Annotated in this window: 24 protein-coding genes; 12 read left to right on the top strand and 12 right to left on the bottom strand. The window is 61.2% G+C overall.

Annotation, left to right across the window (positions count from 1 at the left end; translation table 11 throughout):
• Positions 1-57 precede the first annotated feature (57 nt).
• The 4 genes from ACFK0J_RS31240 to ACFK0J_RS31225 form a co-directional block, all read right to left on the bottom strand.
• Complete coding sequence (locus tag ACFK0J_RS31240; RefSeq protein WP_378733310.1) at positions 58-912, bottom strand: nucleoside hydrolase; 855 nt, start codon at positions 910-912, stop codon at positions 58-60.
• Between the two features lie 183 nt (positions 913-1,095).
• Positions 1,096-1,479: a hypothetical protein gene (locus ACFK0J_RS31235; RefSeq protein ID WP_378733309.1), complete on the bottom strand. Its 384-nt coding sequence runs from the start codon at positions 1,477-1,479 to the stop codon at positions 1,096-1,098.
• Between the two features lie 231 nt (positions 1,480-1,710).
• On the bottom strand, positions 1,711-2,037 hold the full coding sequence (locus ACFK0J_RS31230; protein ID WP_378733308.1) for a hypothetical protein: 327 nt from the start codon (positions 2,035-2,037) through the stop codon (positions 1,711-1,713).
• On the bottom strand, positions 2,034-2,999 hold the full coding sequence (locus ACFK0J_RS31225) for an ATP-binding protein (protein ID WP_378733307.1): 966 nt from the start codon (positions 2,997-2,999) through the stop codon (positions 2,034-2,036). The genes ACFK0J_RS31230 and ACFK0J_RS31225 overlap by 4 nt, the downstream gene beginning before the upstream one ends.
• 419 nt (positions 3,000-3,418) lie before the next feature.
• On the opposite strand from ACFK0J_RS31225, the gene ACFK0J_RS31220 reads away from it, so the two are divergent.
• The gene (locus tag ACFK0J_RS31220; protein ID WP_378733306.1) at positions 3,419-4,288 is read left to right on the top strand and encodes a helix-turn-helix domain-containing protein; all 870 of its coding nucleotides are present in this window, start codon (positions 3,419-3,421) and stop codon (positions 4,286-4,288) included.
• Positions 4,285-4,635 carry a DUF397 domain-containing protein gene (locus tag ACFK0J_RS31215; protein WP_378733305.1) on the top strand — a complete coding sequence of 117 codons (351 nt, stop codon included), beginning with the start codon at positions 4,285-4,287 and terminating at the stop codon, positions 4,633-4,635. Before ACFK0J_RS31220 ends, ACFK0J_RS31215 begins: the two co-directional genes overlap by 4 nt.
• Positions 4,636-5,099: 464 nt before the next feature.
• Here ACFK0J_RS31215 and ACFK0J_RS31210 read toward each other — a convergent pair whose 3' ends face one another.
• Positions 5,100-5,966 carry a helix-turn-helix domain-containing protein gene (locus ACFK0J_RS31210; protein ID WP_378733304.1) on the bottom strand — a complete coding sequence of 289 codons (867 nt, stop codon included), beginning with the start codon at positions 5,964-5,966 and terminating at the stop codon, positions 5,100-5,102.
• A gap of 406 nt (positions 5,967-6,372) precedes the next feature.
• On the opposite strand from ACFK0J_RS31210, the gene ACFK0J_RS31205 reads away from it, so the two are divergent.
• From ACFK0J_RS31205 to ACFK0J_RS31195, 3 genes are all read left to right on the top strand, one after another.
• Positions 6,373-6,762: a DUF4254 domain-containing protein gene (locus tag ACFK0J_RS31205; RefSeq protein ID WP_378733303.1), complete on the top strand. Its 390-nt coding sequence runs from the start codon at positions 6,373-6,375 to the stop codon at positions 6,760-6,762.
• A 412-nt stretch (positions 6,763-7,174) separates the two neighbouring features.
• Positions 7,175-7,567, top strand: coding sequence for a hypothetical protein (locus ACFK0J_RS31200; protein ID WP_378733302.1), 393 nt, complete (start codon positions 7,175-7,177; stop codon positions 7,565-7,567).
• Positions 7,564-8,172, top strand: a complete 609-nt coding sequence (locus ACFK0J_RS31195; protein WP_378733301.1) for a DUF3558 domain-containing protein — start codon at positions 7,564-7,566, stop codon at positions 8,170-8,172. Before ACFK0J_RS31200 ends, ACFK0J_RS31195 begins: the two co-directional genes overlap by 4 nt.
• A gap of 44 nt (positions 8,173-8,216) precedes the next feature.
• Here the strand turns inward: ACFK0J_RS31195 and ACFK0J_RS31190 are convergent, their stop codons facing one another.
• The 3 genes from ACFK0J_RS31190 to ACFK0J_RS31180 are packed head-to-tail and all read right to left on the bottom strand — an operon-like array spanning position 8,217 to position 11,664.
• A complete protein-coding gene (locus tag ACFK0J_RS31190) occupies positions 8,217-8,918 on the bottom strand; it encodes a hypothetical protein (protein ID WP_378733300.1) in 702 nt (233 codons plus the stop codon).
• Positions 8,918-11,200, bottom strand: a complete 2,283-nt coding sequence (locus ACFK0J_RS31185; protein ID WP_378733299.1) for a hypothetical protein — start codon at positions 11,198-11,200, stop codon at positions 8,918-8,920. The genes ACFK0J_RS31190 and ACFK0J_RS31185 overlap by 1 nt, the downstream gene beginning before the upstream one ends.
• Positions 11,200-11,664, bottom strand: a complete 465-nt coding sequence (locus tag ACFK0J_RS31180; protein WP_378733298.1) for a hypothetical protein — start codon at positions 11,662-11,664, stop codon at positions 11,200-11,202. The genes ACFK0J_RS31185 and ACFK0J_RS31180 overlap by 1 nt, the downstream gene beginning before the upstream one ends.
• Before the next feature lie 137 nt (positions 11,665-11,801).
• On the opposite strand from ACFK0J_RS31180, the gene ACFK0J_RS31175 reads away from it, so the two are divergent.
• Together ACFK0J_RS31175 and ACFK0J_RS31170 are read left to right on the top strand one after the other, a co-directional pair.
• Complete coding sequence (locus ACFK0J_RS31175) at positions 11,802-13,334, top strand: hypothetical protein (protein ID WP_378733297.1); 1,533 nt, start codon at positions 11,802-11,804, stop codon at positions 13,332-13,334.
• Entirely contained in the window at positions 13,331-14,092 is a 762-nt protein-coding gene (locus ACFK0J_RS31170; RefSeq protein ID WP_378733296.1) for an ESX secretion-associated protein EspG, read from the top strand. Before ACFK0J_RS31175 ends, ACFK0J_RS31170 begins: the two co-directional genes overlap by 4 nt.
• Before the next feature lie 183 nt (positions 14,093-14,275).
• Here the strand turns inward: ACFK0J_RS31170 and ACFK0J_RS31165 are convergent, their stop codons facing one another.
• Entirely contained in the window at positions 14,276-14,605 is a 330-nt protein-coding gene (locus tag ACFK0J_RS31165; RefSeq protein ID WP_378733295.1) for a hypothetical protein, read from the bottom strand.
• Positions 14,606-14,799: 194 nt separating this feature from the next.
• Positions 14,800-14,991 (bottom strand): YegP family protein, encoded by a 192-nt coding sequence (locus ACFK0J_RS31160; protein ID WP_378733294.1) that lies wholly within the window; start codon positions 14,989-14,991, stop codon positions 14,800-14,802.
• 531 nt (positions 14,992-15,522) lie between these two features.
• Between ACFK0J_RS31160 and ACFK0J_RS31155 the strand changes: the two genes are divergently transcribed.
• A complete protein-coding gene (locus ACFK0J_RS31155) occupies positions 15,523-15,759 on the top strand; it encodes a hypothetical protein (protein ID WP_378733293.1) in 237 nt (78 codons plus the stop codon).
• A gap of 78 nt (positions 15,760-15,837) precedes the next feature.
• On the top strand, positions 15,838-16,002 hold the full coding sequence (locus ACFK0J_RS31150; protein WP_378733292.1) for a hypothetical protein: 165 nt from the start codon (positions 15,838-15,840) through the stop codon (positions 16,000-16,002).
• Between the two features lie 388 nt (positions 16,003-16,390).
• Here ACFK0J_RS31150 and ACFK0J_RS31145 read toward each other — a convergent pair whose 3' ends face one another.
• Positions 16,391-17,686 carry a helix-turn-helix domain-containing protein gene (locus tag ACFK0J_RS31145; RefSeq protein ID WP_378733291.1) on the bottom strand — a complete coding sequence of 432 codons (1,296 nt, stop codon included), beginning with the start codon at positions 17,684-17,686 and terminating at the stop codon, positions 16,391-16,393.
• A 673-nt stretch (positions 17,687-18,359) separates the two neighbouring features.
• Between ACFK0J_RS31145 and ACFK0J_RS31140 the strand changes: the two genes are divergently transcribed.
• Complete coding sequence (locus ACFK0J_RS31140) at positions 18,360-19,043, top strand: hypothetical protein (protein ID WP_378733290.1); 684 nt, start codon at positions 18,360-18,362, stop codon at positions 19,041-19,043.
• Positions 19,044-19,102: 59 nt separating this feature from the next.
• The gene (locus tag ACFK0J_RS31135; protein ID WP_378733289.1) at positions 19,103-19,558 is read left to right on the top strand and encodes a hypothetical protein; all 456 of its coding nucleotides are present in this window, start codon (positions 19,103-19,105) and stop codon (positions 19,556-19,558) included.
• A gap of 1,112 nt (positions 19,559-20,670) precedes the next feature.
• Here ACFK0J_RS31135 and ACFK0J_RS31130 read toward each other — a convergent pair.
• Positions 20,671-21,039 (bottom strand): helix-turn-helix domain-containing protein, encoded by a 369-nt coding sequence (locus ACFK0J_RS31130; RefSeq protein WP_378733288.1) that lies wholly within the window; start codon positions 21,037-21,039, stop codon positions 20,671-20,673.
• 1,821 nt (positions 21,040-22,860) lie between these two features.
• Here ACFK0J_RS31130 and ACFK0J_RS31125 point away from each other — a divergent pair.
• Positions 22,861-23,880 carry a ParB/RepB/Spo0J family partition protein gene (locus tag ACFK0J_RS31125; RefSeq protein ID WP_378733287.1) on the top strand — a complete coding sequence of 340 codons (1,020 nt, stop codon included), beginning with the start codon at positions 22,861-22,863 and terminating at the stop codon, positions 23,878-23,880.
• Positions 23,881-24,297 lie beyond the last annotated feature (417 nt).

Here is a 24,297-nt window from a genome sequence, read left to right as displayed (position 1 = left end):
CCGCCAGCAGAAGATCCCTGCCAGGCAACGGGTCTGGACCATAACAGTGGTGCCGGTTCATCGGAGGAGGGATTTGTGCATCCATTCCAAAAACCCTTCGTAGTCGACTGCGCACGCGACATCGATCGAGCGGCCGTGGGGGTCTCGGTAAAGGCGGGCGTCGCGCTCGATCCGTATCCATTCGGGGCAGAAGGTGACGAACGCCAGATCGAGTGCGGCGCTCAGGGTCAGTGGGTCGTGCATCCAGCTACTGCTGCGGTGCGCGAACCATGTTTGGAAATTCGCCGCCAGCAGCCGCTGCCACTCGGTCGCGGTCGCAGATCGTAAGTGGCGCAGCAACGCCGAGTCCGCGGTGATGTCGATGTGAGGGGAGTTGGTGAAGTCCGACAGCACCAGTCGCGGGTTCTGGACTGCACGTAGTACCAGTCCCGCCGCAGGAGGGTCGGTGTGCAGATTGTGTGAGGCGCGGGTTTTGTCGCGGTAGTGATCGAGCCAGCCGCCGGTCTGTGTCACGACGAGACGGTCAGCGAGATCGGGGAAGTTGGTCAGGATGGTAAAGAGATTGGTCATCGGTCCCATCCCTACCCAGAAGATCGGCCCGCTCGTGGTCGCGCACACTCGGGCGACCGCGTCGATGAGGCTTTCGATGGCGTCGACCATGTCGTCGCGTCCGGCTGGTGGCTGGCCGAGGTCGTCGTCCATCACGAATCGGTGTTCCCCGCCCAGGTCGATCCCAGTGATGACGGGGACCTCGTGGCGACCCAAGGAATCGAGTGCGCGGCGAGCCAACCGCGCACGGCGACCACGCGTCTCATCAGCGGTAATGACAGCGAGGTCGGGCACCGTGTGCGCCGCGATCGCCAATGCGACGAAACCAGCAGGGTTGTAACCGATATCGGTGTCCAGGATCACCAGACTCTTGCCGGGACATTCAGCTGGTGGCGTGCGCAGTGCTGTGGCTGGCTGCTGACTGGAGTGCTGTGTGTGTTCGAGCATGATCAGGGCTTCCTTTCCCAGGCGTCGAGTTGATGGAGGGGAGAAGCTGCGTCTGACATGGCGATTTCCTTCCAATCGGGGATGGCGTGAGCAGCCGGGCTAGCCATGGCCGACCCGTAGTCGTGTCGCCTGGAACAGCCGATACCGCAGGCACGCAGCGCTGTGGCCGGGCTCGACGGCGGGTACGTCCCATGCCTCGAGGACCAGCGTGTTGATGTCGGTCCAACGAATCCGGACACCGATCGCTCGTGCGCGCAACCACGGCTGGTTTTCGAACCAGCAACGGTGTACGACCTCAGCGACGATCAACCGCATGGTGTTCTCGACCAATGGCGCGTCCTGGAGGACGTTCCAGTGCTTGCAGAACCAGGAGGCTGCCTCGACCGCGTGGAAGACCGGGTCATCGCGCATCGGCAGCTGCGCTGTGGTGGCCACCGCCGCCCAATTCGTAGACGGCGGGTCGGTCAGCTCCGCAGAAGTCATGGGGCACCGCGCTTTCTGTCGTGGGCCTAGGGCATCCACAATCGTTGGCAGGGAAAGGGTTTCAACCCCGGGACGAGGTCGTGGTCGATCGTGACCAGGGCCAAATGCTGGATGTAGGCCGCAGCAGCGAACGCAGTGGCGGCGCATTCCTCGCCGCAGAAATGCAGGACCGGCCCGTCGTAGAAGCAGACAGTCAGATGACACTGCGACACCGCGACCACCCCCACTCGGCTATCTCGGGCCGGGAACGGATTCGGCGGACTGGCTCGGCCATACGAGGCGTTCGGGCAGCGCTGTCCACACAGCAGCTCGGTGACGCAAGACGCCGAGCCAGCCACTGATTTGCGCGACCGTGGGCACCAGTACGACATCAACGGTGTCGAAATCAAGCCCGGCCAGAAGTAGGCAGAAGCTCGAATCCGACTGCGTCAGAAGAACTCCGCCACTAACGAGCTCGACGCCGTGATCGGAGGCGAGTGCTTCGAGATCCGCGATGTGGGCATCGGCCGCCGGTCCCGAATGATCCAGGCGCACAATCGCATACGCGCGCCCGGTCACGACAGATCCCCGGCGGCCTGGTCCGTAATCTGCGTCGTGATTTCGTCGCCGGGTGGACGGTACAGCCGTAACGGGAGGTCAAACCACGTCACGGTGCCTCCACCCTCGCGCCGGTCACGGCTCACGCTGGCACCACTGTGGAGATCGCACAGCGATTGCAGGGCGACGCTGATCGGCTCACCGGAGTGTTCGCGTATCTCCTCGAACGTCACCACCAGCCGATCGGGGTAGCGCAGCCAGCGCACGGTCAACTGGTTCGCATCCGCTGCCAGATTCGCTCGCGCCGTGAAACGGATTGCCTGACCGACCACTTCGGCCAGCAGAGCTTGCACGTGATCGACCAGATCACCAAGACCGGCGCGGGTCAGATGCCGGTAACTACTCAACGCGACGATCTCCATCGCCAACCCGTAAGCATCTACTTGCTCGCAGCCCAGTTCCACCGGCCGGTCTTGATCCCAGTTTTCGCCTCCCGCGGCGAGGCGGTCTTCCCCACGATCCAGACCCATCACACGCGGTGTGGGGACGGGATGCACATACTCCACCGACACCTCTGGATTAAGCTGTGAGAAGCGCTCCAGCACAACATTTCTCGGAACACCGAAACCATCGAAATGATCCGGCGACGGAGCGATCACGCACTCACCACGCCACTGCGACAACGCACTCAGCAACGCCAAGAACGCCGACGTCGGCGGTGGGGTAGTGAGCAACCGTGTCAGATCGACACCCGCGCGACTCGCGAGCTCACGCAACTGCTCGACCAGGCGCCCACCCGACCGCTCGTCCAGCGCGAGAAACAGCGACCACAACGCTTCGGTCGGAGAGCCTTCCTCGCAGAACACGCGGCCCTCGACGCTGCCACCGTAATGAGCGGCCAGCGCTTCCATCTGGGCTTCAACCTGCGCGCGCTGAGATCCGACCAGCGGCAGCTGCATATACCCATACATTTCAAACGTCACCAGTCACCCCCACGACGGCCCGGAAGTTGGGGGAACAAGCAACCGCGGGGTTGGCGCATCCGGCCACACCGCGACGACGAACCCATTGGCTGGTGGCAGGGAAAGGGCGTCAGTGCGCATCGCACACCGCCAACCCAAAATGGCTCTGGATCGCTGTCGTCCCCTGCGCCGTACTGAACGTCCGGCCCGGCTGGGGGTGTGATTGCAGACGATCAACGCGCGGTCCACTACATGTACCGACATCGCTTCCTCGATCCCGCCGGACGAACCAGCTGGAAAGTGTCCATCTGTGTGATGGCTGACACATCGATAGTAGTATCGTATACCAGTTTGTACAACCAACATTGAATACTGGATTGAGTGAGTGGTAGCGCTGATAATCTGAATCTCGCCCGTACCCGAGTGAAGGAGGACTCGCGTTGATCCCTAACTCGCCGACGGTTGCGCGATGGGAGATGGCGATCCGACTTCGCCAACGGCTTGACTTGTTGGGCATCAAAGTTCCGGTGCTTTGCAAAGCGGTGGGCTTTACGCCTGCGTACTGGTCTCATGTCATGACCGGTCGGAGCGTATTTACAGAAGAGAAGCTGGAGCAGCTCCTCGACCAGTTGGAATTTCCTGACGGCGAGAGGTCGGAGCTACGGCAGCTTCGTGCTGCCGCGAAGGAGCCCGGGAAGTGGGCTCGGTACTCGGCTCTGTTCGGTGACGAACTGCTACGGCTCTATGGCTTGGAGCATGGGGCGCACAGCCTCCGAGTCCACGAAGCAGTCCTGGTGCCCGCTATGTTGCAGGCCCCTGACTACATGCGTGCACTGATGGAGTCACCGTATGGCGTTCGTTCTACGGTCGAAGCCGATCAGTACATCGAGGCGCGATTGCTGCGGCAGGAGCGGCTGACCGGTCCAGAACCGTTGTATCTCACTGCCGTATTGACTGAGCCTGTTCTTCTTCAGAGCCCTTGGGGACCGCAGGTGCAACTGGCTCAGCTCAGGCACATCCAAACGCTGATCGAGGAGTTCTCCACGACAATCGACGTCCGCGTGGTTCCGCTGAGCAGCCCGGAATGCGTTGCCCTGAGCGGAAACGTCTATTTGATCGACTTCGAGAGCTCTCGACTGCCGACAGTGGCCTGGTACGAGAACGCTCTCTTCGGTCAAGTTGTTGAGGATCCCGTTCAGGTCCGGAACCTGAGCTTCGTCTACAACAACGTCCTCGCAGCAGTGCCGAGTCGAGAGGAATCTCTCGCCTTCATCGACCGAACGGCCAGAGAGATAGCATCGAAGACATGAGCAACATCGGCACCTGGTTCAAGTCGAGCTTCTCGAAGGAAGCCGCCAATTGCGTTGAGATTCGATTCGTTGGTGACACCGTGCTCATGCGAGACAGCAAGTATCTGCGTGAGCCCTCCAACGATCCGAACTTCCAGCCCATCATCGTCATCAACGCTGCAGACTGGGCGTCATTTCTGAGTGCGGTGAACGGGCTCGAGATGGGCGGGGTGGCGCCTGACCTCCCCGCGATCGAGCTTGACGCTGTTGGAGTCACTGTCAGTTCTGACGAAGCGAGCCTTCGCTTCACTCACCGAGAGTGGGAATCCTTCCGGGAAGGTGCCCGTGTGGGGGAGTTCGCTGCCTAGGGGCGGCCGCGCGGCCTGGCCCGGGGCGGACCACCCCCGCGCCCGGCGGAGCTAGCCGGTGCTGGCCAATCGGTATCCGTCTAGTCAACTCGGAGCTTGTATTCGAGAACAGTGCTGCACGTGGGGGTTTCAAATCTCCCGGGTCGACGTCGCTGCGACGGCTCCGTAGGCCCGCTAGGGCTTGTGCCGGGCTGCCTTGGTGGATGTATACCTCTGTGAACGTTGGAGTGACTAGCGGTACGCATAGAGGTTCAGCCGAGAACTGGATCGGATCGTCTCGGTGAAAGGGATCGGCATTTCAAATGCCTTGAATCGCAGGGCATCACGCGCGAGGCGTCGGGACGGCTCGGGGGGTACGCGGAGGTCGGGCTGCTATGTATGAGCACGCTGTCGCCAGCGAAAAAATCTCAACGCGTTTGCGGGGGTTTCTTCGGGGAGCTTGACCGAACTGGTGCCGGTGGCGCTCATGATCTCACCGCAAGCGTTCGTGCGGTTCGTTCGATGAAGGCGAGAGATTGCTCGCGACCTGGCACTGCCGCAAGGACATTGTTGTAGACGAAGCTCAGGTTCCGGACCTGGACCGGGTCCTCCACCACTTGGCCGAAGAGGGCGTTCTCGTACCACGCCACCGTCGGTAGCCGAGAGTTCTCGAAGTCGATCAAGTAGACGTTGCCGCTCAGCGCGACGCACTCCGGCGTGCTGAGTGGGATCACCCTGACATCGATCGTCTCGGAATGCTCCATGAGCGACTTGATATGGAGCAGCTGGGCGAGCTGCACCGCTGGCCCCCAAGGGCTTTGGAGAAGCACTGCCTCGGTGAGCATCGCGGTCAGGTGCAGAGGTTCGGGACCGGTCAGCCTCTCCTGGCGCAGCAGCCGCGCCTCGATGTACTGATTTGCCTCCACCGCGGAGCGGACTCCATACGGGGATGTCATCAGTGCTCGCATGTAGTCAGGTGCTTGAAGCAGTGCTGGCACTATGACCGCTTCATGGACCCGCAGGCTGCGCGCGCCATGCTCCAAACCGTAGAGCCGTAGCAGCTCATCACCGAACAACGCGGAATAGCGAGCCCACTTCCCAGGCTCCTTCGCAGCAGCTCGAAGTTCGAGCAGTTCCGATCTGTCCACAGTTGAAAATTCGAGATGATCGAGGAGCTGTTTCAGCTTCTCCTCTGTGAAGACGCTCCGGCCCGTCATGACATGTGACCAGTACGCGGGCGTAAATCCCACGGCTTTGCAAAGCGTCGGCACCTTGATGTCGAGCAGTTCGAGTCGTTGACGAAGGCGGATCGCTATCTCCCATCGCGCGACCGTCGGCGAGGTCGGAACCAACGTCGATCCTCCTTCGCGCGTGCGGACGCCCGCAAACTGTCAGCGCTTACGCTAAATACTTCTGGTATTCAATCGCGGTTGTCGATGCTGGTATAGGATACTACATGTCGCGTGATGGCTGTCACAGCAAAGGCGGTTCCTGTCAGACGCCCGGTCGGTGGGCATCGGGGAGGACCCGACTCCGGCGGCGGAGGGGCTTACGGCACGCAGGCAAAGGGAGCAGTGGTTTGACCATGGGCGTCATCGTTCTCGCTGACATGGGTTGGCGACTGCTGGCGCTCCGACAGGTGAGCGTCGACCCGTTCTGTGCCCATACAGCGTCGATGTCTATGGGGCAGACAGGGAGGTAGCGGTGAGGGCACTTCTTCCGTCAAGGGACATGGTCTTGCAAGCGTGTGCAGGGACTGTGGCGATACCGCATCCTGTCCTGCAAGCCGCCTACGAACTGGCCAGCTTGCATGAGGCGCGGTTGGATGCCGCTGCAGACGTCGGTGCTGTTGACCGTGAGCGTGCTCGGTTGATCTGTCGGATCGACGGGTGGGTGGACGCCGAGCAGCCGCCGGCCTCCGACGCTGCGTATTTACATACCGAGACCGTCGGCATGGTGATCGATCGCCTCGCCCAACTTTCAGCCGATGTCCACGCTGCTACCGAACGGAACACCTCGACACTGCAGTTTCACCATGCCCGACATTGCCTCAACGAACTTGCACTCGCATACGGAGACCTCGCCTTCGAAGTTTCGTCTGGAATCCGACGACTACCGGACTTCTTGCTCTCCTCTGGAAGAAAGTGACTCGGCAGAACTGCTGGCCCGGCGGGATTGGTTGAAGCCGGAGGCAACATGTTCACGGACTCGGGCCGTCGGGCAGCCACGGGTACGAGGTGCTTGTGAGTCAACGCCAGGAGGGGTGTCCTTTGGGCCGCTGGGCGGCGGCGCTATGGGTCCTAACCTGCCGTAGACAACAGCGAATTTGGACCAGAGGGCGATGGCAGAACCCTTGCGCGAGAAGCGCATTGAGGACGTGACTCGCTGGCAGCAATTGCCGAACGCCTGGGCAATGCTTGTTGTAGGTGGGACGGTTACTTCAGTTTGAGCTTGTACCCGAGCAGGACTTGGACTGTCCGGGGAACGCTAGCGCGTCCGTCCTCGGATGAAGCGATGCTGATATTCTCGCACGACGAGTACCAGACTTGGGGGTTGAGCGATGGTAGATGTCGACTACGGCCAGGCTGAGATAGCGGCGTTCAAAACTGCTGCGCAGACCGGGACTCTCCAGCTCGACCCAACGGCTGTCACTGAAGCCGTCGGGCTGTACGACCGGATGATCGCCGGTCTGTATGAGATACGAGAGCGCCTCGACAAGGCAACCGACGCCCGCGGCTTCGGCGGGTTCCAATCCGCCCAGGAACTGCAGGCGGGGTTCGCGAGCAAGGCAGTCGCCGGTATCGAAGTCATCAATAAATTGATTGAGGGCGCCATGCAGCTTCAGGAGGCGTATTTGCGCGCCGGAAACCTGTTTGCCGAAGCAGATCAGAAGAACGCCGACGCTATTCGTTTCGTTACCGAGAATACTGGAACGGGGAACTTGAGCGCATGATCCGAGTCCGCACGGCAGTATTCATCAGTTCGACCGCGCTCCTAATGGTCGGATGCGGTAACACCACGCCAGAAACCGGGCCCACCACTACGGCGATGCCCGCCACTTCCAGCAAGCCCAGCCTGGCAGTTTCAGTACCACCAGCGCCAACTCAACACAACAACGGCCGTCAAGCGGTCACATTCGACCCGTGCCTCGAGATCGATGACGATGTGGTCGAGCGCTCGGGATTTGACCCCAAAACCCGTGAACGCAGCGACTTCATATTCGATACCTACTCGTTTATCGGGTGCAGCTTCGGCCACAAGGAACAGATCAGAGCACAGACGTTGACTGTCCGCACGCTGACGGTATCCGCTACCAATGTATCGCTTACAGAATTTCGAAACCGGGAGGGAAAGAACGCTGCCGAGACAAAAGTGGGCGGGCGTGACGCGATAAAATACGACACTTCCAGCGCAGGCTCGTGCAACGTGGCGATGGCTTCGTCATCCGGAGTGGTCAATGTTCGAACAAGCACCAACGCGGCGTTCACAGCGGAACGCCCCTGCGATCGCATCAATGAGGTGGCTGCAATCGTCGAGTCTGCCCTCGGTGACCGCTGAGTTCGGTTGGCTAGAAAAGCAAGTACGCTCTATTAGAGCCGTGATCAGCGAGTCGGAGTGGGTATCGGTGTTGTCGGGTCCGGCATCTTCTGGATGAATGGGTCCGGTTTGAATGGGTCACATACCGAGGCCGTGGTCTGTGCATTCACGGGCAGGTCGAATCCGCTGTGCACCCACAACCATCGAGGACTTGAGGGGACGGACCCATCGGCAGCTGGCCGGTTCGTCCACTCCACTTGCGTTCGGCGCAGTCCATAGGGTGGCTGGGTTGATACCGGTCCACGGATCTCACCGCTCTTTTGCAGGGTGTACACGCCAGGTGAGTCATAGATGCAGATCGAAACCTCGACGACGTCACCGGCCAACTTTTTGGCGCCAACGGCCCGCAGGGTCAATCCGCCGGTGTCGTCGACGAAGCCAGGTGGCTGATACGGGTTCGCATTTTCTCGGGTGTGACCGTTGGGGTCTGTCTTGCTACGGAACGTGGGTCGAATGCTTTCTGCGTATCTCGGGTCGTATACGCGCTCATCGTCAACCAACATCTCGAGTGCGAAATTGGCGGCCGAAAATAGCGGCTCCTCCAACGGCACGGCCACCTCGGTGTAGTACTGCTTCGGCGGATAGGGGAACGCCAAAACGGTAGTGGTGGGTGGCGCGGTCGGGTCTTCACTATTCGAGCCGTTGCATGCTGTGAGCGTTATCGCGATTATGAAAGCGCCAGCGAGGCTTGTGATCTGGACGCGCATCAGGATCCTCCTTGCTGGCCGAGGTTGATCGCGTACGACTGGTTGTAATCGGCGACGTACTGACTGAGACCTCGCTCCGCGAGGAAGTTGTTGAACGCTTGCCGCGCGGTGGAATTCTGCTCTAGAACAGAAGTGGTTACCGGGCCGTCGGCTGTCTGCAGCCCTGGTGGAAGCTGGCCAGCCGCATACGCGGCGTTCAGGATCGACTGATGTGCGTGGTTCGTGGCCTCAGCTTTCAACACTGCTTCGCTGGGGCGTTCCATGAACTCGTACTCGGGCTTGCCAAGCCACTCTTGAACCTTGCTTTCCACGGTGTCGCCGACCTCGATTCCGGTAAGCCCGGTCACGACATCGGCGTGAGGCAGCTTACCGACCGTGTCGTCCGCTAGTTGACCTGCGATCGACGCGCCCATCATTTTCGCCTGATACATGGCATCAGAGGGGTTGAGTGCTTCCTCGCCCTTCCTCTTATCGTGATCGATCAAGGCATCCCACATCGCGTTGTCGACGCGCCCGGACAGCGTGCCTGCATCACTGAGGGCAAGCTTGCCTGGCAAGTTGCCAGGATCCTCCTGCATAAGCCTAGCGAGTTCGGCGATGCGGTGCTGTTCGACGGAGGTCGTGAGGTTGAGCCGACCTTCTTCGGAATACGAGCCCAACTGAAGCAGTCGATTCGCCTCTTCCGCGTTCAAGGCCACTCGCCCGTCCTGATAGACCTTGTTCTCGGGGAACCCGGTCTGCTGCCCCGGAGCGCTGACCGAGTCGAGGTTCGCCGCCATCGCCTTGCTCACCGAGGTCGCGAGTTCAGGATTGTTCGCGAAACTTTCCTTCTGCTGGTCCCACACCTTGTCGTCATTCTCAGGAGCAAGCATCGTGCCCAGCCCAGCCAGTGCTTCGCGTCCTCGCATGCCGCGAGGGTCATCGGCCGGAAGTTGTGATTCTTCGGTGATGCGGTCGATTAGGGTGGCTGCGCCGCGGCCGTTGTCGGAGTCGGACCAGTCGTGGCCGGTGAGTGAGCGGACTGTTTCTTTGGGGTCGTAGCCTTCTGGCATGCCTTGGCCAGACCAGATTTGGTGGGCGGAGTCGTCGTTGCGTCCGGCGAATTGGGCGAAGGTGCCTGCGGCGTCGTCGCGGCCGGGCGGGTTGAACTGGTCTTGGACCATGTCCGAGGATTTCAGGTACAGCTGGGTGCCGAGGTCGGTTCCTGGCTCGTAGCCCGGATTGGTTTGGCCCATGAGGTCGGCCAGTGCGTTGGTGTCTTTCCATTGTTGTTGCAGCGCGACGGTCGGCCCGCCGGGTGTGGTGTTGGCGTTGATCGGGTTATCGGTGCGCCGGGCTTCGATGAGTTCGCGTATGTCGGTGGGCACGTTCTGGTAGCTGCCGTTTCCGGTGAGTTTGCCGTCGGGGTTGCGGCCGGTGCCGACGTCTTCGTTGCTGATGAGTGCGAGCCCGTTGGCCAGTGAGTCGCGCTGGGATGCGGCGACGGTGTTGCCTGCTTCTTCCTGAGTCTTGAGGTGTTCGCTCAGTGCGAGGACGCCTTCCTTGCCCGCGGAGTTGTAGAAGTCGCGGTAGTACTCCTGCACGGATTCGGGCAGCGTGTCGACCTCGCCGCCGTTGGCGAGGATCTGGAGCTCGGCGTCAGTCAGCGGGTGCCCTGGCAGTTGGCTGGCGATCCGGTCGAGAACGGCGGGGTCACGGTCGACGGAGGGGGCGCCTGCCCAATCGGCCAGTGCCTTGCCGTCTTGTTGTCCGAGGCGGCCGGTTTCGTCCTCGGCGGCGGACACATCCAGGCCAGAGCCGAGGAGATCTCCTGCCGAGCGGACGATGTCGGCCTGTGCGCTGATTTTGCGAGCGGCGTCGGAGACAGCGTTGTTGAGTTCGAAGTAAGCGCTGTTGATCAGGCCCTGGTGGGCGTTGACTGTTTCCTCGGATTCACCAGAAACCCGCCAGTCATCGGCCACGGTGAGCGTTGCCTGTTCAGCGTCGGTCACCTTGGCGAGCAACGCATTTCGGTACGAGGTGAGCGTTGAGACGGCACCGGTCAACACTGTGGCCAGATCACCGACCTCGACGGTCAGCTTGCGACCCTGGTCATGGTCCTCAAGCACCCGATCGTAGGCGGCGTTGTACGCCGCGCCCGACCAGTCTGCGTGCACGTCTGAGAAGTGAGTCTTCGCCTTGTCGAGGTATGCCAGGCAATCACTGTTCTTGGCCGCGACCGTCGTCGCCCAGGCCTCGAGCGCGCTGATGTTCCATTTTTCGACCTGCGAGCGGGTAGGCATCAACGTCTCCCGACCGGGGTCACGTCGATCTCGTTCATTCGACGGGCGAACTCGGCGTCGGTGGTGTCGAAGGTCTGGGCGCAGTCTTTGGTGATCGCTGCAACTTGGCGCATCCGAGCGGCAACCCGAAGGTAGGCACCCTCCACGAACTCACCCGCCTGCGTGCACGCCTGCGCAATCTCGCATCCTGGCAAGGCGTCAGCGAGCTGCCCTGCCCCTGTGCGCACGTCGATGTCATCGACATCCTTGCCGACGCCGTCGAGTACCGACGCGAGTTTGTTCAGCTGGTCGATATCGGCCTTCAGCATGGTCCGCCCCCTTCTCAGTTGAAGATTCCACTGCGCCAAGGATCGTAACCCGCCTTGTCGAACCAAGCCTTCAGCAGCCAGGCCCTGACTCACGACAACGTTGACGCGCCCACACGGTTGCGCTGGAGTGCCGAGCACAAACCAGTCGAACAGCATTGATCCAGCATCCCGAGATACCCATCTACGTTGGGGGCCAAGCACACTCGGGTTGTCGCAGGCTCGGCGATCGAATTCCATGACGTGCTAATCTCCCCGTGCGAGGAAACTCTGTTTGCGATACGAGGGGGCGCGACATGGGTGGGCAGGACGAATTAGCAGCGAATCCGAACCCACTACCGGGGATAGTGGTTACTAGTCCGCTGCCAATCCCCGGCGCGATGGATCCCGCGGCTGTCCAGCAGACCGTGAACGCGCAACAGAAAGCCGGACAAGCCCAAGGCCGAGGCAACCGAGGCGATTCCGAACTCAATGATCTCGGCGCCGGGACGGACCCCGATTTCGTCAACACGATCGAACATTTCGAAGGCATGACCCACGAGGCCATGTACCAAGCGGTGCACGGGCCTGGCGGTATGGACGTGGCCGGGCTGCGAACGCTGCAACGAACCTGGTTCGACAGCTACTCCGACCTGGCCAACCTGTCGACCTTCAACCTGATGGGCATGAACCGGATCTTCGGCAACGGGGGATGGCAGGGCACCAGCGGCGAAGCGGCACAGATCGCGTCCCAGCGATTCTCCCAGGCAGCCAACCAGATCGGCCGCGTCTTCGATTCGGTCGCCAACCGCTTGGACTCTCTGGCATGGTCGGCCGAAGCCGTGCGCACAGCAGTCCAACCTCCACCGGCATCGGTCGTCGTAGCCCCCGACCCCGACAACCCCGTCGAGTCGATCCTGCCCGGCCTGATCAACCCCGAGTTCGACGAACAAGTCCGCACCGCCCGCGAACAAGCACGCCAAGCGGCAATCCGCGCACTCAACAGCACCTACACCCCGAGCTTCCCACCCGCAGGGACCGGTGTGCCCGCATACATAAACGTGCCGCAGATCGCGGGTACCGACGGCCCGCACCTCGGCCTAAGCGCCGACATCGGAGCCAACGGACCCAGCAGCGTGGGCGGGAACCCTCCGGGTGACAACCTGCAGGCGCCGACCCAAAACGCCACCGGAGCAGGCTCTTCGACCGCACCTGACGCGTCGACAACCAACCCGGCAGGCCTCGGACTCCCCACAGAGTTGCTTCCGGACACGAACAACACACCCACCACTCCGGCCAGCACCACACCTGCGGGACTGAGCCCCAACGCGACAACTGGTCCAGGAAGCCCAGGAATCAGCCCGGGAAGTCCAGGACCCGGGCCTTACAACTTGAGTTCGGGTACTCCCCTCGGCCAGGGGCCTAGTGGATTGGGCACGCCGAGTTCGGGGCCTGGCGGGCCCGGTTCTTCTCGGTCTGGAACACCAGGCGCGGGCCCGGTCAGTACAGGGGCCCCGACCGCCGGTGCACGGTCAGGAGCCAACACGACCGCCCGGCCGATGGGAGGGCCAATGGCTCCGGGAGCCGGAGCACGCCGGCAGGACGACGAAGCCGAACACTCGGCCCCCGACTATCTGCGGCGCGTACAGCCCGACTGGACCGAAGGCTTGGAAAGCCCGAGCGGTGCCATCGGCGCCGACTTGGTCCCAGATGCGGGATCCGGTGCGGATCCGGTGAGCACTGCTCCAGCCGCAGCAGTGAATCCGGAACCCGCACCGCCGGTCACGTTTACCGGCGTCGGTCCCATGGACAGCAACCTCGACGAACCGGCCGATCGCACCAACAGGTGAACACGAGGACAGTCTGGAACTTCACGCCCGACGAGTTCGCCTGGGTGTGGGCCGAAACAGGACGCGATGAGTATCCGGACCCGATCAGCATCATCGAATCGCCCATAAACCAGGACGACTACACCCGGCTAGTCGGCGAAATAAGCGCCCGCTACCCACACCACGCCGATGCCGATCTCACCGGCCCACTGCGGGTGCTCGCCGATCCGGACCTCCGGATCGTGTGCACCGGCCGATCGCTCGCCTCGCACAAACGGCTTCGGTCGGTCGGTGCCGCGGTCGCTGATCTCGGTGTCGTATTGTTCCAGAAGTCTGGTGCGACAGCCGATTTCGGCGGCAACCTCAAGCTGGTCGTCACTCAACGAAGTAACCTCGGCAAACACCTCGTCGGCACCATGCCGACAGCCCCCGCTGGCGAAGCAGGACAGATGATCGGATACACGCGACGAGTACGTGGGCAAGAACCACCCAGTTCATACCGACACGCTGACAATGGTCAACAGCCCGTCGAAGAACGCATCCGAACCCTATTGCGTGCGCCACGGACCGCCGAAGGCTATCTGAAGATCGAACGTGACCTACACGACCGACGGCGCCAACCGGCCGTCTACGTGAGCTGGATCGACATCCGCGACGGACATCCGGCCGCCGGGCGATATCTGATCGATGTCAACGCCAACGACACCACCGTCACCCCCGCCTCCGCAGACACCATCGCCAACGAACTGCACCGCAGAGCTGAACTCGGCTACACATGAGTCAGAGCCCGCCGCGCGGAGGTCGCCATCATCGGATCCGGCGCGACCATCGTCGGCGGTCACCTGATCGACACCGCACGCGAGATCATCAGCGCCCAGGACGCGCTCGCACCGGATCATCGGTCTGACCGGCGGCAAACCGCAACCCACCAACTGTCCTTCAGCGCCTTGTAACCGCGCAGTTCAGCGTTCCCGCCATCGTCCGACAGGACTGTCTGGACCGGTTATGAGTCCGGTGAGGAAGGCGACCGCTGGCCCGAGGATCGACGGAATAGCGAGATCGTCGAAGGGCACGCGCGCCACATCCGTGTTCCCTCGTACCCACGCCCACGCGACCGCCGCCATCAATGCGCCGTTCACCAGGTACGAGAACGCCTCGCCCCAAGTTCCCGCCGACTCGAGGTACGGGACCCGACCGCTTTTCCCCGTTGCGGCACAGACCTTCCCAACCCCGAGCCACACCGTGTGGATGGCGCCGATCAGAAGAATGTGTTGCAGCCACGGATTGTTCACGGCCCGAGAGCGTACGTCGTATCGCGCTCCGCCGCCGCTACTGCCCGCGCTGTCCCGTCCCTGTGAATCTCGTCCGGAAATGCCGCACGGCGCGCGATCTCAGCGCACGGCATGGTCCCCAACGTTCTGTGCCGCTGGGTGCGCTTGCTCGGTCCGACGACAAGTGGCCGGACCGAGCTTGCGGAACGAACTCGCTAGGCCCGTGCCCCTGTCTGGTTGACGATCTCTGCGGCTGGAGCGTTCTTCTTGACCGACTCGATGCCGTTCTTGCACGCAGTCTCAGACTCATACGCTTCGCCGACAGCAATGATCTCGCCGTTGGTGGCCTTGAGCCGAAACCGGTACTTATCGGACTTGTCCTTGTACATCTCGAACTTCGCAGCCATCTCAGTTACCTCAGCTCTTGTTGACCTGGATAACACCTGACCCTTCGACGGTAGGTGATCTACAACGGCCACAACCAACGACAGCGTCATCTGGTTATCGAACAGCAATCAACGAGCCGCACCGTCGGGCCCCTTGAACCGGTCCTCCTGCTCCTTACAGGTGGCGCTGGTGCTCGTCCTCTCCGACGAGGGGTGAGCTGATGGCCGAGGTCTGGCCGGACGGTCAGGATGTACGTTCCGCTGACACCGCCGCGGCAAGCGACGAGGTAGGCCACGACCTGGCTGTCGTCGGCCGGATGGCGGCACACGGTGTCGACAGTGCCGATGTGCTGAACAGCGTCGGGGTGGTCCGGATCGAGGGCGCGGCCGTCTCGGTCGGCCCACCAACTCACCCGAGCACCGCGCCGGAACTCAGGCTGCCCGCTCACGTGTTCGAGCATGACACGGCCAGTGTCTGTTGTCGGCGGCGAGTCGCAGATCCGTCGCATACTGGTTGGTCTATTTGTTCTTCAGCGACGAAGGGCGGTGTCGATGCTGTCCGAGGCAGACGCCACCGGAGGGTGGACGTTGCATGAGCACCCGAGTCAGGGCATCACGCTCACCCGGCAGATGTACCGGCGCCAGCTCACCGTATGGGCTGACGGGAGTCTGTTCCAGTTCGTCGTCGACAGCGGCACCACGACGTTGAAATGGGGACGGCGCAGCACCGTCGCGGCGGCGAAGCTCGCGGCAGAGAAGGCGGCCAGGCCGACACCCACGACGGAGTAACCCGGCACCATCCATCTTGAACATGGCATGGCATGGCATGGACTGGACTGGTCGCGCGATCGGGATAGTCTGCGGGGCGTGGCGAACGTAGGTGATCACGTCCGGATAGGAACCAGCGGCGTCTCGGTGTTCACGGTCGTAGAGATCGAGGGCGACCGAGCGGTCGTCGAGTCGGTCGAAGATGTACCCGGTCGTTATCCGTGGACCGTACGGGTGGCCGATCTCGTACCTGCCGAGGGCTGAGAGTCCTCACTCTCAGATCCTTACCATTGCTGCGCTGAAGGTGCGGCACTCCGGCGGGCCGGGTGCGTATGTCGAGTCCTCGGACGCATTCGGACGGTGCCAATCTCGAACACTGGCCCTGCATGCTACGCATCTCGGCGACGCACGAATTCGTCGTAGCGGTAGTCGATGAGCGTTGCGATGGCTCCGCAACGCTCGAATATCTTCTGGACCACTTCGTTGTCGAAGACGTAGCCGTGACTGTTGGGGTTTTCGTCCCAAGGCCCACCTTCATCAATCAGACGGTGAGCGAACGAGTTTCGGCGCGCCGCCAGCCACCTCGCGTCTTGTCGGATCTGATCTGTTTCATGATCCTTCGGCCGACCTCGGGATTGCCTGGCGACCCGAACTATTGACCAACAGAGCGTTCTAAGAGTGGTCGGCCGTGTGTGTCGCGTCGTGCGATTCCGCGGCGTTGGAGCGCTGTGCGGATGGTGGTGTGGGCGACGCCGAGGTGGTTGCCGATGCGGGCGAGTGATTCGCCCTGTTGGTAGCGGGTGATGGCGTAGTCGATTTCTGTTTGGGTGAGGTGGCGTTGTTCGCGGATGGTGGCCCCGCCGGTGTGGAGGATGTCGAGAATGGTGCCTTTGCCTAGCCGGTACTTGGCGGCGAGTTGCTTGGTCGAGGCACCGGCTTCGTAGTCGGCGAGGATGGTGGCTTTGTCGTCGGTCGTGATTCTGTGGCGCAGCGCCCGTGGTCGGGCGGCGGGGGATTGGCTGCGTGCGCCCTGATCAGCGGTTTCTCGGAGGATGTGATCCAGGGTGAAGGTTGCTGTCGACGAACGACTGGTCGAGCTTGGGTATCGTTCCAGATTGGCAGTGGAGTTCTGACGACGGCGCATCAGGTCGTCGCGCTGGCTGAGGAACGGGCTCACGGCCAAATTGGTAGCCGCGTCGACTTCGCGCGCGAGTTCCGCTTCCCGTGTTTCCGCTTCTGAGTACTCGGCTCGTTGGTGTTTGATCTCTGTGTCGAGCTCCTCGACATAGTGGGTGATCTCGGCGAGGCGAGCTCTTGTCGCCCTGAGCTCCGAGGAGACGTCGAACTTTGCCGCTGTTAAAGAGCTGTCAGAACCTGTGATCGTGCTCCGGGTAATGCTGCTTCGGTGGTCGTCGGCTTGAGGGTGATCTGCAGGTTCGTGGCTCTCGGAAGTACACAGAGTGCAGTGTCCGTCGACTATCTGCGCCGTTGTCCCCAGGTCGGTAAGGCATGCTGGGCAGACTTTCACCTGGATCGAACAACGTCCGGGCTTCGGCGAGCATGGTGAGTTCCGTGATGTCGTCCGCGTACTGTTCGCGCAATGGGATAAACCTGCGCAACTGTGTCTCGCGGTCACGAAGCAGCGCTGCCGCTTGTTGGGCGCGACGAGAGGCATTGCGGTGCCTGGCACGCAATTCGTCAGCGAAGGACGACGCAGCATGAATTTGGCTGTCCAGGCCGGTAAGGGCGCGATCACCTCGGCCGATGTGCGCTCGGCGTGATCGCGAGCCAGCTCCACCTCTATACGCGTGCCGAGTTCCTGCTCATCGAGGAAGGCTTGGGTAGTCGCATGGTCGGTACGGGCTAAGCGAAGTCGCTCTTCCAATTCCTTGATCCGACGGCCAAGCTCGACTGCCTTATCGTCGTGGATGCCGAAGACGACGTCCACCACACCTGGCGCAGTTTCAGGTTCTTCATGTATGCACTCTCGAACAACAGATTTTTGTCATCGAGACGCTCATTGGGCGCAATTGTGCTCGTAGCCGTTGATTTTCGGCGAGGACGTGGGCCAGCTCCTGCGCCTTCTTCTTTGGGGTGTGCACGGGCGCCGAACAGCGGCACCTTCGATGCCTGCCCGAGGCCCGGCCCCGTCTGGCTGATGTCCACAGGAGAGGCGCGTACTCGGTCACCGGCCCAGTAGGCGCCGTTCCAGTACCGCAGAAAGCCCTCGGCCTGAGGGGCGGGATACCAGTTCGGTGGCACGGTACTCACGGTCGATCCCCCTTCGCAGTCGCTATTCGAGGATGCCAGCTCACACCGGTTCAAGGAGGTCAATGCGCGATTGCCTCCCTGGCTACTGGCGATCGTCACTGGTCTTCGCAGACGAGAGTTCTCGGCGAGAACGTGCTCGGTGTGCCGCGTTGCGGCCCCACGCGGACAACTCTGCAGGCCACTGCGACTGTTGCCGGGGACGCCTCGGCCGGGACCCATCGACGAGGCCAAACGCGCTCTCTCCGTGGAGGATACGCGGGGAAGCCGTCCGGCGCAGGTGGAGCGGATGTACGGTCGTATGCTGGACTCCAACGACCTCTTGTTTAGTCTTTATCCGTAGGATCACACAGATGACATACGAACCCGCACTGTGGGCGGCCGCTGCGACGGGGGCGGTGATGGCGTATCGGATGCGCTGGTGGAAGGACTTCCCTGAATCGCGCCTGTTCACAATGGCGTTCGGTGCGCTATGTGCTGGCTATGTCCTGGCCATACAGCCGGTTGCCGAAGGACTCAACCAGATCTCGATCGACGTCACGGGAAGCGCGATTGCGCTGCTCGCCTCCGTCCTGTTGGGGTCGATCGCCTTCTGCGCCTTTGCCGCTGTCCCGCTCGAAATTCTCACGGGCTCTCGATATCTTGGCCGTTATGTCGGCGCGGCCTGGGCGGCGGCGTCGGCGATATTTGTCGGATGCTGGATCGCCGGTGAGGCACGGCACTCCAAGACGCTGAATTCGTTTGCTGCGCTGGATGTGCCAGCAGAGATCTTCGCCATTACCTACGCGGGCCTTGGGATCGTGACAGCTCTGACCACCGTGGTTGCCACATGGCGGGTGCTTCAGCGAAAAGACTTGCGCCCCAAGCTTCGTCGCGCCATCCGGGCCTTGTTCGTGTCAGCAGTCTGCTTGGCGGGGCTGGCAGTCACGCTGCTGCTCAATGCGTTCGTGCTGGACCTGTCATCGGGAAGCACCCAGGTCATCGAGCAGATGTGGTGGTTGCCGATGATCGCCGCTCTCGCGGTCGCCGGGCTGTGATCGAAGCGGGGTGTGCGACTGGGTTCAACACCGCCGCCGTGTGTGGCATGCTTCCTCGCGTGGACGAACCGGAACAGTTCGGTGCGATCGGTGCCGAGATTATTGCTAAGCGGCTGAAACAAGTACGTGCGCAGGAGGGGATCCCAATTGCCGAGCTGTCGCGGCATCTCGAGTCCCTCGGATGCAACATCTCCCCGCGGGAGTTCGAGCAGATAGTAGACGGCGAGAGACGGATCTACGCTGACGAACTCCTGCCACTGGCCTACGCCCTCGGCGTTTCGCCTGTAACGCTGTTGATGCCCGATGCGACCGACGCACTCGAGACCGTCGAAGGCATCGGACTGAGGGCGGGGGCGTTCTGGGCATGGCTTCGCGCTGACGAACCGTTTACCGCAAGCTCCAGCGATCAACGCAGCCGGGAGCATGTGGAGTTCGTCCTGCGGAGTCATCCCGGGTGGAAGCGTGATGAGTATGCGAAGGCTGTTCGGGCGGCCCAGGACTCGGGAATAGAATGATCTGTATGCCCTTTAACTCTCCGTCGATCCTCGTGACGAGTGTCGCGAGGGTCCAACTTATGCCGCCATACGTAAAGGGGTCGCCTCCTTGTACTCCTGACGGCGGCTCGGTGGTGGTTGCGAATCCAAGCCCACCTCCAGATACCCGGGCCTAAACCATTATGAATAAACAATTCAAAGAATCTATGCGAATTTCCAAACGCAGATTGTTGTATACTCCATCCATTTCAGAGGCTATGGCAGACCGCGAGTTTAGACTTCTCCTGTGCCTCCGCAAATGAAAAATCCGCGCCTCGAATATCGGGTTACTTTTCGTCATTTCAGGATGCTACGCGCGCATGTCTAGACAGCCGTGGCTATCCTAAGCGCATCACGGATCAAAGCGACGCCCCCGAACTCTCCCTTCTATCTGCTCGTCCCACTTCTTAAATTCCAGCGGCAGTGCCTCCCAGCGCTCCTCCAATTCTATCGCGAAACGTTCAGCCGCTTGAACCACCTCCGGTAGCCGGTCGTCAGGAACGTCGTTAAGGTCGAGTCTGACACCTAGCGCCTCCGCTAGCTTCCCCAACCACCCCATATCAGTTCTCCAAGTGCTCCGTCATGCCCTACGGCATACCGCAGGTCGTATTTGTGGGGACCGTGGACGGCGCAATTTGCTCATGCGCCGGCGCTGTATATTTTGTGACTATCGCAACTGTGAGGTGCTGAGCGTTTTCGAGTCTGAGTCCGACATAGGGCGAGGACTTCGCCTCTGAGGTAGCACGTTTCCCGGGTTCTGAATCGCTGGCAGTCATGGCTGAGACCCCCTAGGTAGTCGGCGATCCACGTTATCATCCGATGTTTTGTAGCGGGCGTCAACTGATGCGGCTGAGGCGGCGGTGGCCAGGACACACCGAAAGCGTTGGCCGCCATCGCTTCTGTGTAGAGGCGCAGTGCGGGCGTGTGCCACGTCGGCTAGTAGGTTCCCGATCATTCGATCAGCATCAGTCCCGTTGTGTGTCGACCTTTGCGTCGCATTGACCGACTGGCTCTAACTCGTCGCCATCGCAACAGTCGGCGGGGCGGCTACGAGGATGACCGCGGTGACCGCAAGGGTGATGTGTGGCACGACGTCACTCCAGACCCATCATGCGGCCATAGATTCTTGCTGCTCGGGCGGATGTCTCCTCCCGACTGTCGAGCATCCCGGGTTCACTGGTCAGACCGCCAATGGCTGCGGTCTCGTCGAGGGAGCGCTTCGCCTCGCTTATAATACCGACCGCCGTCGTGTCAAGAGCGTATGCGATTGCTTCGAGACGGCCAACGTCTGGCCAAGTCTCGCCCTTCTCGATCCTGTCATAGGTGGCACGCGGCAGGTCTGCTTTCCTGTAGACCTGCTCTCTCGTCATCTTTCGTTTGTGGCGGCGATCCCGGATGGCTCGCGCCACTGCGGCGTTGAGCTCGTCGCGCGCTGCGGCGTTCAGCGGGCCTTCTGTCGCCATCGGATCAGCGTATCCGTGGAAGTCTGACCTACCCAAGCGGGGGCGGCCCCACGGAAGTTTTTTCGTCCAGGGTGCAAGTAGCTGGGGGGATCAGGCCTTGTGGTACTCAGATTTGAGTAATAGAGTCTCTTCCAAGGGCATCGACTTGCCGGGCCGATCCGAGCAGGTCGATGGTAGAGCGGGTTCCGTGTGGTCGAGTACGCACGACCTGGCGCACCAGCGAAACAGATCCAAGGAGGCTGGCTGACGTGACGCGATCACCAACGTCACTATCTGTCCAAGGGGCCGCTGCGGCCGATCAAACTGGGCAGTCGACTGTCCACCGCCGTAGAAGCCATCCATCAGGCACGCGGCCTTACGAGACCAGTCTGTCCCTGAATAGACCTTCCGATAGGTGCGCGGATCCCTAACTAAGTGGAGGTAAGGACCGGTATTCGCCGACATGCTGCCGAGTGACCTGCTGTACGTGTAGATAGATGTAGCCCCGGCGGCGATGTAATCACACTACGACTACTGTGTCGACGAATTGAATCATGTAGAGGTAGCTAGCCTCGAATGGTAGCGGTCTTCGTTTCAGGTTTGCCAGGCGCTGCTTATTATCGACTAGCATTGTAATCTGACCTGCAGATCGAATCTCATCGCTCGTGACCGGTCGTATGACAAATGTTATTAGCGAATTAAGCACGAATTCTGCCGATCCAGTGCAATTGTGGTTCGGTGGATTGTATGCGTCTCAAACAATGGTTGGCTGCTGTGAGACGCCTCGAACCCGATAAGTTGCTCAAGTACGGGACCGGCGGAGCGGAGTCCGCAGCTCAACTATGCCTGCGGATTGAACATCATCAGACCAGAGTGAGAACATATGGAAAAGATTGCGCGCCGCTCCCAATTGAGATGTTTCGCAGGGGTGGAAGTCGCTATCCACCGCTGGAAATACCACATACACGCTCACAGGATTATTGGCTTACATGTTGAGCCGCGACTCATTGCTGCTGGCCGTGGCGTCGAGTAATTCGACGAGGCCTGGCAATGCTCGGCGTGAGCTGCCAATCTCGGGCGATGCTCACTGTGAACTTGGCGTTTGTATCTTCTGTCGACCGTCGACTTTGGGAGGGTGAGCGTGGCACCGGAGAGTCTCCGTTATTTTTCTGGGCGTCAACTTGATCGGACCTGTCACCCGAGCGCGGCGTCGACACGTGGCGCCCGCTCTTGGGGAGCGCGTTGCTGTTCAAGAGCGAACGACTGCTTTCGCACACTTTGGGGTCGAACGGAACGCCCGGTGGTGTGCGTAACGTATTGGGCCGGGCCGTTTGACAGTGTTATTTCGGAGCAGTACGTCTGAGCCGTGCACCCGATCTGAACTATGGAGGGGAGAGATCGGTGCACGGCTCAGACGTACTGTCAACCAATATGTTACACGCGTCGATTGACTATAGTCAATGTAAAGCAGGTATGGCGACACGATTGGAACGTAGCTATGTCGCCCGGAAACACTAGCGGCATGAACATTCTTTGTCATCCGCAATTCCATCTATGGGAGGGTTATGACTGACAGTGAAGTTTCGGCTGCTATCGAAAATAGCGCCTCCAGTCGCATCAGTCTGCTAGATACAGTCATGGCCTTTGGGGTCGACGCTGTGGTCGCACGCATCGCCACACTTCATCTGAGCGGATGTCGTCATGCCGCGAGGGCAATGGAGCGTGAGCTGAACGAACTTGATGTCCGACTGTCAGAATGCGGCGCTTTCTCAGAAGGCTAGCGCTGATCTTAAACCACAGCCCGGTTAAGTTGCCTCGCCCTAAGGACTGACAGGGGGATAAATGAGCAATGCTATGAATGCCGATTCGTCCGCAGAGAGAACCCTTTCTGTAGCGGGATCACTCCAAGAACCGCTGTTATATTCGAATATCGTCGACCTTCCGATCGCCGAGATACTGCCCGCGGCTTCTCCGCCGCGTACAGGAGGAGCGGACGCGAGTCACATACGTATGCTTGCCGAATCAGAGACCAAATTTCCCCCGATTGTCATCCATCGTGAAACGATGCGGGTCGTCGACGGCTGGCATCGGCTTCATGCAGCTCAGCTGCGCGGTCAAACGACCATTGCGGCGGTGCTTTTTGACGGTGGCCTCGCCGAGGCATTCGTTCTGGCGGTCAAACTGAACACAGCACACGGGCTGCCGCTGTCGCTTGCCGAACGGAAGGCTGCCGCGCTCCGGATCCTGTCGTTGTATCCGCAGTGGTCGGACCGGGCTATCGCGGCCACCGCAGGAATCTCACACAAGACTGTTGGGGCGCTCCGTAGCCGGTCGACTGGGGAGAATTCCCAGTCGACCGGGCGGATTGCACGCAATGGTGTGCTTCATCGGGCGGCCGGACGGGAGGGTCGCCAACGTGCGGCTGAATTGTTCGGTGTCGACCCGAACGCACCGGCACGGAAAGTGGCCTCTGCCGCTGGTATCTCGGTCACCACGGCCAAGGACGTACGCAAGCGATTGCGGGCTGGCGAGCCGCCGATGTCATCTCGCGGGTCCGCCGCGGGCTCGTCTTCCACGCCTGGGTCTGTGCGTGAGCCTGCCGCGAATGTTCGTCGGCCTGCTTCGCAGCGGATCGACGCCGCCGAAATGCTACAGCGGCTGCGTAAAGACCCCTCGCTACGTTTCACCGAAACCGGGCGGACGCTGCTGCGCTGGTTGGAGACTCCCTTCGGGGACGGCGCCGATTGGGACACTATCGTCCGAAGTCTCCCGAATCACTGCACCCACAGCCTCGCCGAACTTGCTCGTCAACGTGCCCTTGAGTGGCAGCGATTGGCGTGTCTACTCGACCAGCGCTCGTAAATCATCGTCTGCTTTCTGTCCAGTCGAGGCGGGCGACTTCGTTCAAACCCGCGGTTGTGTCGTCGGCTACCGATTGGTTGGCGGTTGCTTCAGGGCAGTGTGCCCAAATGCCTTCGGCAGGAACGAAAAGACTTGCGTCGGTCACCCGTGCTTCGCCTGCTGTGGACTGAGTATCGACACGTGACCCTTTCAGGAGCTTCGCCTTCGACACAGCGACGGCAGGGGTCAGGTTCCGCCGAGGAGTGCATTTGAATCAGCTGAATAAGGCGGTTCGAAGTCGGAAGACGCCGGCTACGACACGTCTTTTGTACCGACTGTTATCCGGTCGAAGCGTCGTATAACACGGGGCAATCTTGGATTGAGTGTGAGCTGGCCGAACCCGAACCCGCGCCCGAGCCCCAGCACCGCGCCTGCGGC

Source organism: Nocardia brasiliensis (genome assembly GCF_042691675.1).
In the GTDB taxonomy this organism is placed as follows: domain Bacteria; phylum Actinomycetota; class Actinomycetes; order Mycobacteriales; family Mycobacteriaceae; genus Nocardia; species Nocardia brasiliensis_D.
Note: the sequence above shows the minus strand (reverse complement) of the source record. Positions and strands in the feature narration are given on the sequence as shown.

Bases quoted from the DNA above. Each gene is read 5' to 3' on its own strand.
- ACFK0J_RS31185 (WP_378733299.1), bottom strand. From the start codon at position 11,200: ATGCCTACCCGCTCGCAGGTCGAAAAATGGAACATCAGCGCGCTCGAG.
- ACFK0J_RS31130 (WP_378733288.1), bottom strand. From the start codon at position 21,039: ATGGCGACAGAAGGCCCGCTGAACGCCGCAGCGCGCGACGAGCTCAAC.
- ACFK0J_RS31155 (WP_378733293.1), top strand. From the start codon at position 15,523: ATGCTGTCCGAGGCAGACGCCACCGGAGGGTGGACGTTGCATGAGCAC.
- ACFK0J_RS31175 (WP_378733297.1), top strand. From the start codon at position 11,802: ATGGGTGGGCAGGACGAATTAGCAGCGAATCCGAACCCACTACCGGGG.
- ACFK0J_RS31160 (WP_378733294.1), bottom strand. From the start codon at position 14,991: ATGGCTGCGAAGTTCGAGATGTACAAGGACAAGTCCGATAAGTACCGG.
- ACFK0J_RS31235 (WP_378733309.1), bottom strand. From the start codon at position 1,479: ATGACTTCTGCGGAGCTGACCGACCCGCCGTCTACGAATTGGGCGGCG.
- ACFK0J_RS31190 (WP_378733300.1), bottom strand. From the start codon at position 8,918: ATGCGCGTCCAGATCACAAGCCTCGCTGGCGCTTTCATAATCGCGATA.
- ACFK0J_RS31200 (WP_378733302.1), top strand. From the start codon at position 7,175: ATGGTAGATGTCGACTACGGCCAGGCTGAGATAGCGGCGTTCAAAACT.
- ACFK0J_RS31195 (WP_378733301.1), top strand. From the start codon at position 7,564: ATGATCCGAGTCCGCACGGCAGTATTCATCAGTTCGACCGCGCTCCTA.
- ACFK0J_RS31180 (WP_378733298.1), bottom strand. From the start codon at position 11,664: ATGCTGTTCGACTGGTTTGTGCTCGGCACTCCAGCGCAACCGTGTGGG.
- ACFK0J_RS31140 (WP_378733290.1), top strand. From the start codon at position 18,360: ATGACATACGAACCCGCACTGTGGGCGGCCGCTGCGACGGGGGCGGTG.
- ACFK0J_RS31125 (WP_378733287.1), top strand. From the start codon at position 22,861: ATGAGCAATGCTATGAATGCCGATTCGTCCGCAGAGAGAACCCTTTCT.
- ACFK0J_RS31215 (WP_378733305.1), top strand. From the start codon at position 4,285: ATGAGCAACATCGGCACCTGGTTCAAGTCGAGCTTCTCGAAGGAAGCC.